This is a genomic window from Lactobacillus kalixensis DSM 16043, assembly GCF_001434335.1.
Taxonomy (GTDB): domain Bacteria; phylum Bacillota; class Bacilli; order Lactobacillales; family Lactobacillaceae; genus Lactobacillus; species Lactobacillus kalixensis.
This window is the reverse complement of sequence record NZ_AZFM01000049.1, coordinates 1-8,878: the sequence shown is the minus strand read 5'-3', so window position 1 is coordinate 8,878 and position 8,878 is coordinate 1. Positions and strand designations below refer to the sequence as shown.

Here is an 8,878-nt window from a genome sequence, read left to right as displayed (position 1 = left end):
GATAACATCTATCAAGCTGCATAAAGTGTCCAACTTATTATTGCAATTTGCGAAAAAGAAAAATATTAAATATTATTCTTTAATTATTTTAAGCTTCATTTAATATGATATTATACTTTATATTTATACATGTATTTGCTCTTATCTATATAAATTTATTGATATTTCTTAATATATTTTATTTCCTAATTACCTATGAATATATTTACCATTATCCTTGTATTTTAAAATGTAAAATACCCATTTGTTTAAAGCTTTTTCACCATACAATAAAATCAGCCATAAATGAGTGCGCTAAAACATATTTATATGTATATTTCTTGGTCTATGTATTATGTATTGAAAATATTATAAAAGATAATATCTTTAATATGTGGTATTATTCTATTAACAAAATAAATCAAAAGGAAGTTTAAAAATGAAAATCATCTCATTTGCTGCAATCAAAGGCGGTGTCGGTAAAACCACCCTTTCCTATAATTTTGGAGAATGGTTAGCAAAACACGGAAATAAGGTTCTTTTTATCGACATGGACCATCAATGTAACTTAAGTCAAACTTATGAAGTTTATGGTAACGATAGTATCGGAACTGTTGCTAACATTTTTTTACAAAAAGGTGATGTAACGATCAACCATGTTAAGGAAAATATTGATCTAATCGCTGGTAATATGCACTTAGACGATATTGAAACTAACATTGAAAACATGACTAATAAAAACATGCGCCTGTATATGTGGCTCAACAACAATTATGATGTCTTAAATATTGATCAGTACGATTATATAATCATCGATTGTCACCCAGACTTCTCTACTGCAACTAAGAATGCAATTATCGTTAGCCATGACATTATAAGCCCTATTACACCTAGTAAACATGGCTTTGATGCAAAGTTTAACCTTCAAGATCGGATCGACGAATTAAGAAAAGAAGCAATTGAATTCAGTACTGGGAAATCTTACGTAACTGCTAAATTATACTTCGTTGCTAATATGTTGAAGCGGAATACTTCTTCATCAAATGAAATGTTAGAAAGTATTAAAGATGATGATTCAGTTATTGCAGTGATTCCGGAAAAGGAGTTGTTCAATAGATCTAATTTAGACGAAACTCCTGTAGTGGAAATGGAAGAAGATACACGAACTTACAATAGAAATTACAATTTCTTCCAAGATTTCGAAAAAACTTTTAAGCAAATTCAAGATAAATTATAAAGATAATTGACAGTGATCAAATTGATCATTGTCTTTTTTTTATTTTTCTAAAGCCCTATTTAATAGCGTTTTTTAGACTTTTATTATAAAGGTTACTTAGGTTTATATTTATACTTATCTTTACAAAACATATTTGCGTGTGTAGTTATAATGTAGTATTTATGTATTAGTACACGTGCATGGATGCTTGTAATAATTTATTTAAGTATATGATTATTGCTAATTAGACTTACATACTATATTTAAATTGATATTTAGTTTTTTAATAACATACATATATTTATCTTTTTAATTATAATTAGTCACATATGTTAAATATAAAATATAATCTGTATATATTTATAATTGTGTGTATAATAGAATTCATAAGTAATATCGAACGGAGGAATAAATATGGCATTTGATGGTCCAAAAGAAAACATGTTTGATAAAAGTAAAGAGACTCATGAAAAAATGACTGAAGCTTTGAAAAATAAGCCTGAAATTGAACAACCAATTCAACAACAACCTGTTCAACCAACTATCAACTACTCTCTTCCAACAAAAACTCCAATTCAAAAAGAGAAAGTTAAGCCATTTACTTTTACTTTAAAACCAAGTAATAGAAAAGCACTAAATAGAATAGCAAAAAGACATGGTTATTCTTCAACTAGTTCATTTTTAGACGATTGGATTGAGCAAAACAAAGATAATTAGATCTTAAGACGTGTTTTATAGCACGTTTTTTCTTTTCCACAAAAATTAAATATAGTTTTTAGTTATTAGGGGGATTATTAAGATTACCCCTATTTTTTATGGATTCATTTCTGAAATTCGCAGTTCCAAAACAATTTTTTGTTGCAAATTTAGATTGCCAACTGTGATCCTTGTGAAACGTAAAACCTTTAAATCCATTTTATATATACCCTTTAAGTTAACCCTTTAGGTTCCCTTTAGCGGGAGTGTAAAACCAACGGGCTCTAAGGCTAAAGCCAAATATAAAACGACCTCTTGTGGAGAACTCATTAAGAAATAATCAATTAAATGTACGGTATTATTAGGCTTTTAGGCGTTTTTAGAAATTTTATAATAACGGTGACGTCTTGTGGACCTTAAAAATGGCTAAAACTTGTGCTGAAGCCTTTTGTACTGCTGTTTTTCGCCAAAATAATAAGAGTGACGTTTCGTGGATTAGTTAAACGACTCGCTGTGGAGATAAGGGTGACGTCTCGTGGATTGAGTTTTTTACTAAAAAAAATAAGAGTGTCATGATGTGGAGAATACTTATCCACAAGGCTTTTTTGGAGCTTTTTCAATTAAGAGTGACATCGTATGGAGTGCTTTTTACAGTACTAGATTAACACAGATTTTTTTAATAAGGGTGACCTCTTATGGACACTATACCTAGTACAAAAAGTGGAAAAACATACATAAAACCCCATATATTGATCAATATGGAAAGATTTACAGAGTCAGTTCCAGACGTAATTTTTCTTAATAAGGGTGACCTCGTGTGGAGTTATGGGTAACAAATAAAATTGATAAGAATGCTGAAATATCGGTATTTAGAGTACTCTTTTATAATTTTACTCCATGAGACGTCACCTTAATAAAAAACAGAATTTATCTCGTTAAGGGTGACGTGGTATGGAGAAGTAAGAAAGCGGTATCCTTCTTGTACATAGCAAAATACAACATATAGACGAAAAAGAAGGATTTTTAAGGCTAAAAATCTAAAAAAACACAATATATGGTGGTTCAATAAAGAAAAAATAATAAGGGTGACATCACATGGAGCATTAATTAATGACGACGTCTTGTGGAGCTTTAAAAACGACGTGCCGTGGAGATGAATGGTAAAAAGAAATGTAATCTAATAAGAGTGACGTCATATGGAGTATAAATAAGAGCGATCTTTTTAAAGGTGACGTCTTGTGGAGGTAAAAAGTAATAAGGGTGACACCATATGGAGCAAATTTTAATAAGGGTGACGTCTCATGGAACAAATTGAGGTAAAACTATTGAGAATCTGACTAGAATGCTTTATATTTAGACACAAAATAAAAGAACGACGTTATTTCAACTTAAAGTCGTTAATAGGAGAGATCATTAATGGCTATTAGAAAAAGACCTGTACAAAAGATAATCAAAATCGATAATCGTTTTAATGACGACCCTATCTTCGAACCAATCGACAGTTTACCTGAAATCAACAGCAATATTTTTTGGTTGATTGCCGCTCAGGTCAAGGATCAAGGCGACAATAGAATTACACTTTCTCCAGATCAAATTAAGCGAGAAGTAGGCTATAACAGCCATATTTCTAATAAACAGATTGCTAAAAATGTTGATGAAACGTTCTCAAGACTGTTGACTATTCAGCTCTCCAAAGAAGAAAAAGATGAAAAAACCGGACACGTAAATAAAATCCGTGAAAATATCTTCAAGCGGTCGGTTGTTGATACCAATACTTTGGAAACTAGTGTTGAAGTAAGTGATAGTTTTCTTTACTTGTTCAATCACTTGGAGCATTGGACAAGGTTTTCAATCACGCAATACGTGCGGTTACACTCAAATTACTCAAGAAAGTTGTTTAGATTGCTGAAACAATGGCGTACTGTAGGTAAAAAAGAGTACAAGATTGATGAATTTAGAAAGAGGTTGCAAATTCCCAAGTCATACCGACCAACAGACATTGATCGACGTGTTTTGACTCTGTGTATGGAGGAATTGTGCGCTAATTTCCAGAATTTTAAGATCACCAAGAATTATCGAAAAGGTGTGCGTGGTCGTAAGCTGGACTCTTATATCTTTACTTGGGTTCCTGAGAAGAATAACCAGCAGGACGTATATTACGATTCTAGCATCGAAGATACGAATTCGGTGTATTATATCAAGTCCAACCCTTATATGGACGAGAAGCAGAAATTTAGGGCTTTAGACCGGTTTTACGGCTTTACCCTAGGTACTAGTGAGAAGGAGTACAAAGAAGGTCATCTGCACTCGTATTTCTTGCCAAATAAGCTTCATAAACGCCAACGTCGTACAGCCTTTCATAGGTCAGACTTGAAGTCCTTAACACAATACAGACACGCTCAGTTCGCCCAATTACTCTCTGTGTATCAAGAAGTATACGAAAAGGGCTTTTTAACACCGGAAGATAAGGAAGATCTAGCACTGCTTAAAATGGGTTATGAGAAGTCTGCGGAGGATAGAGAGAGAGATCAAAAGGCTGAAAAAGAACGGCTTAAAAGTCTTGAAAATAGAACAAAAGAAATGCAAGCCAAGAGAGATGAAGGTCATTATTCTATTGATTTTTCACATGCTGGGCAAGATTTAAACGATAGTTTATCGTTATTTGATCCAACAGATTTTTAAAAAACACGTAAAAAATAAAGTAGCTATAAAAGTGGTTAAAACCGCATTATATAGCTACTTTTTTAATACATACAAATATATGTATAAATCACATTATAAAGATAAATAAGAGTGCACTAAATTAATGTATTTAAAAATATACTTAAACTTATATGTAAAAAGTAAGGCATAAATACTAAATATAGTTATGTTGAAGCATAGATAAAGAGGTGCTAATTGGAGTAAATCTTAGTAAATAATACGGGTCCAAAAGTATATATTAAAAATAAAGAGTCATTTGACGTCGTTTATTAATTAAAGACGACTTCAAATGGACCTTTTTTATTTATATGAACGACGTATATTGGTAATAATACGTCTCAATATCCAGCTAAGTAAACATGTAAAGTTAAAGCTAATGCTAAATATAAGAATAAAGTACGCAATATTGTTAAATGCAAGTATAAATAAAGAGATAATAATATGCAATAATAAAAATGTTATTACATTTGCAAATATCAGTATAAGTGAACATAGAAATTTAATTATAAATGTAAATATAGAGTACACTAAATTAATATACTTAATAGTACAAGCTTATTCTTATATATAACAATACATATAAGAATAATTATAGCAGTTCTTGAAGCAAAAATAAAAGGCTTTAAAACCTTGATATAAAAGGATTTATAGCCTTATAAATAATCCTAAATGTTCTATAAAGTAGTATAAGAAGAATAGAAATAATTTAGGTTTTTAACAAAAGTGACGTCGTCTAAAATGTATTTTTTAAAAGAAAAACTATTGATAAATATTTGATCTTACGTCGTTTAAAATGAAAAATTTAAAACTAAAAAATCACTGAAATTGTTGAAAAACTCATTTAAAACGACGTCGTTTGGAGAGGAGATTATGGTATTTTATTTTAATTCTCAAATAAAAGTACAAAAAAAGCACTAACTTCAGCTAGTAGAAATTAGCGCAAAAAATTAATTATTAAGATTTTTTTCAATAGTTGTAATCGGGTTCAGCCAAGTACCATTATCTTTGTACCAATTGTTACATGGCGCACCATTTTTATTGATGTATTTCTTAGTTGTTTTAGTTAAACCAAGGTGTAAGTGTGAACCAGTTAATTTACCGATCTTTTGACCAGTTTTAATTGTTTGACCTTCTTTAACGGCGATGTCACTCTTCTTATTAAATCCTTCTTGATAAATTTGAACATATTTGTCAGGACTTACTACCCAAACATACCAACCAAGGCCACTACCGTAAGCAACTTGTTTAACGGTACCAGGGTGTATTGCTTTAACAGTTGAATGACCAACTTCGCACCAACCAAAATCCCATCCATCGTGGAAGTAACTAAGTGGATTAACTGAGCGAGCGTAATCAGTGTTACCAAAAACTTGTGAGTTATACATTGGATTTACACCATTTTTAATATTTTTGGCAAATGGGTAAGTCCAAGTTAATTTTTCGTCGGTTTTAACTACTGATGAATCGTTGGTTTGTGTTGGTTGGTCTTCAGCGCGAGTAGTTGAGGTTCCACCGAAGGCTAAACTTGAGGCTAAGGCAGCTAGAGCTGCAAGTGATAATAAAGTTTTTTTCATATTTGTACTATTACTACAGTGTATTCCTTTCTCTATTCTAATCTACAAAAACAGTATAGTTTTTTTCTGTTACAAACCTGTTACTGCATGGTTAAATGAAAGTTATTTTTGTATCAGGATTTTGTATGTTACAATTAAACGTATGTTTAGGGGGCGAGGAAATTGCTGACAAAATCACATCGTATTTGTAGTATTGCAATTGTAGAGCTTGGGCTAATTGCGTCGAGTAGTATTGTTAAAAATCCTGTTTCAATTGTTATTATCTTAGCTGCAACAGCTGTTGGCGCTTCCTTGCCGGATATCGATGAATATAATAGTACAGTTAGCCGTAAATCAATCATTAATTTTAGTCTTTTTCTTAAGCATCGAGGAATTACACATTCGCTTCTTGGATGGTTAATCTTTTCAGGAGGCTTGTATTATCTGATGAGTTTATTACTACCAGTGAATGTAAACTTTAAAGAAATCCCAGATTGTTGGAGTAGTTTGTGGTTAGGACTTGTAATAGGTTATTTGTTGCATTTAATTGAGGATAGTTTTAGTCAAAAAGGAGTGCAGTGGTTTGCACCTTTTTCTGGGAAAAAGAAGCATCATGTTATTAGTTATAGAGCTGGTGGTTTTTTTGAGAAAATGCTAGCATTTATTGCACTAGTTAGTGTGATAGTCATGACATGTTATTGGATCTGGGTATCGCTTCCATCTATATGATCGGAGGGATTCTCAGATCCATTTTGTTTCTTTCTAGATGAATTAGGTAGATAATAGTCTTAATAATAAAAGCGATAATGTAAATACGAATATGTATAGGTCTATGCTTATATGTATTTATAAAGATATGTAGAAAGATGCAGGTAAATATAATGATTGAATTTCCAAATAATTTTGCTTGGGGTGCTGCTACTTCTGGGCCACAATCAGAAGGAGGCTTTAAGAAAAAACATCAAAATAATTTTGACTATTGGTATTCAATAGATCCAAACGCGTTTTATAAAGGTGTCGGACCTGATACAGCGTCTAATTTTTATAATGATTATAAAGATGATCTAAAATTAATGCGTGAGGCCGGAATTAAGAATTTGAGAACTTCGATTCAGTGGTCACGTTTGATTGATGATTTTGAAGAAGCAACAGTTAATCAAGATGCAGTAGATTTCTATAATAATGTCATTGATGAAATGATAAAGTATGGAATTACACCGTATATTAATTTGCATCACTTTGATATGCCAATTGAATTGCAGAAAAAATATGGTGGTTTTGAATCAAAACATGTAACGGATCTTTTTGCAAAATTTGCTGATAAATGCTTTGAATTGTTTGGTGATCGCGTTCATCATTGGTTTACTTTTAACGAACCAAAGGTAATTATTGATGGTGGTTACTTATATAAGTTCCATTATCCATTAAAAGTTGATGGTCCGTTGTCGGTTCAAGTTGCTTATAACATCAATTTAGCTTCAGCCAAGGCGATTCAAAAATTTCATGAACGTTTTTCAGAGGGAGAAAATAAGATTGGAATTATTCTGAATTTAACGCCAGTGTATCCAGCCTCTGGTGCTGAAGGCGATGAAGCTGCAGCATGGTTTGCTAATCTTTGGGACAATAATATGTTTCTTGATCCCGCTATTTTAGGGCATTATCCAAAGGAATTGGTAAAAATTTTACAAGACGATGGAGTTTTGTGGGATAGCACTGATGAAGAACTCGAAATTATTAAGAATAATACAATTGATGAGCTTGGTGTAAATTATTATCATCCAGAAAGAGTACAGGCACCGCAAATTTCACCCAAGAGTTTGCAAGATTGGATGCCGGATATTTATTTTGATAATTATGAGATGCCTAATCGTGTGATGAATGTCGATAAGGGCTGGGAAATTTATCCTAAGACTCTGTACGATATTGCAATTAATATTCGTGATAATTATGGCAATATTGACTGGTTTGTTTCTGAAAACGGGATGGGTGTTTCACGTGAAAATAGATTCATCAAAGATGGTATTGTTCAAGATGACTATCGAATTAAATTTATTAAAGACCATCTAAAAGAATTGCATAAAGGGATTGAAGAGGGTTCTAATTGTCATGGCTATTTTGTTTGGACTGGGATCGATTGCTGGTCATGGTTGAATGCATATCGCAATCGTTACGGTCTTATTCGGGATGATATTCATACGCAGATTAAGACAATTAAAAAGTCTGGCTATTGGTTCAGGCAATTGAGCGATAATAATGGTTTTGAAGAATAAACTAAGATATTTTCATGAGTAAAAACAGCTGATGATTTCTTACGATTTGTAGGAAGTCGTCAGCTGTTTTGTTTAATTTTTGTTTAGGTATTTAGTAATTAGGTATTCTAAAAAGTTTTGAGCAATCTGATTATCTGTATCTCGATAGTATATTCCATAGTCAGCTTTTATCGAAAAAGAAACAAGTTTTACAGACTGTTCAGGGAAGAGAGATTTTAAACTTTGGGGGATAAGAATGTATTTGTTTTGCAATTGCACTTGGCTTATCAATGCAGTATCAAACTGGGTGTAATATTCAATCTTTATTCGGGCAGAATCATTTAACTTTTGGATAAAGTTAGAATTGAATTTATAAATAGAATTATCGGGTAAGAGAATAGTTTGATCTTTTAAATCAGATAAAGTTATTTTCGCAAATTGCAATAATAAGTTGGACACTTTATGCAGCTTGATAGATGTTA

General features: G+C 31.7%; 7 protein-coding genes. 5 read left to right on the top strand and 2 right to left on the bottom strand.

Annotation, left to right across the window (positions count from 1 at the left end; all coding sequences use genetic code 11):
* Window positions 1–418 precede the first annotated feature (418 nt).
* The 3 genes from FC46_RS09230 (at window position 419) to FC46_RS09220 (ending at window position 4,573) form a co-directional block, all read left to right on the top strand.
* Complete coding sequence (locus FC46_RS09230; RefSeq protein ID WP_057800041.1) at window positions 419–1,216, top strand: ParA family protein; 798 nt, start codon at window positions 419–421, stop codon at window positions 1,214–1,216.
* A gap of 393 nt (window positions 1,217–1,609) precedes the next feature.
* The gene (locus FC46_RS09225) at window positions 1,610–1,912 is read left to right on the top strand and encodes a hypothetical protein (RefSeq protein WP_057800039.1); all 303 of its coding nucleotides are present in this window, start codon (window positions 1,610–1,612) and stop codon (window positions 1,910–1,912) included.
* Window positions 1,913–3,307: 1,395 nt separating this feature from the next.
* Entirely contained in the window at window positions 3,308–4,573 is a 1,266-nt protein-coding gene (locus FC46_RS09220) for a replication initiation protein (RefSeq protein WP_057800037.1), read from the top strand.
* A 968-nt stretch (window positions 4,574–5,541) separates the two neighbouring features.
* On the opposite strand, the gene FC46_RS09215 is transcribed toward FC46_RS09220, so the two are convergent.
* Window positions 5,542–6,168: a M23 family metallopeptidase gene (locus tag FC46_RS09215; RefSeq protein ID WP_057800035.1), complete on the bottom strand. Its 627-nt coding sequence runs from the start codon at window positions 6,166–6,168 to the stop codon at window positions 5,542–5,544.
* A 162-nt stretch (window positions 6,169–6,330) separates the two neighbouring features.
* Here FC46_RS09215 and FC46_RS09210 point away from each other — a divergent pair, with 162 nt between their 5' ends.
* Window positions 6,331–6,876, top strand: a complete 546-nt coding sequence (locus tag FC46_RS09210; protein ID WP_057800034.1) for a metal-dependent hydrolase — start codon at window positions 6,331–6,333, stop codon at window positions 6,874–6,876.
* A gap of 152 nt (window positions 6,877–7,028) precedes the next feature.
* The gene (locus FC46_RS09205) at window positions 7,029–8,417 is read left to right on the top strand and encodes a glycoside hydrolase family 1 protein (RefSeq protein WP_057800032.1); all 1,389 of its coding nucleotides are present in this window, start codon (window positions 7,029–7,031) and stop codon (window positions 8,415–8,417) included.
* Between the two features lie 72 nt (window positions 8,418–8,489).
* On the opposite strand, the gene FC46_RS10200 is transcribed toward FC46_RS09205, so the two are convergent.
* Window positions 8,490–8,878, bottom strand: a 389-nt coding sequence (locus FC46_RS10200) for a hypothetical protein (RefSeq protein WP_083478056.1), incomplete at its 5' end; no start/stop codon positions are given.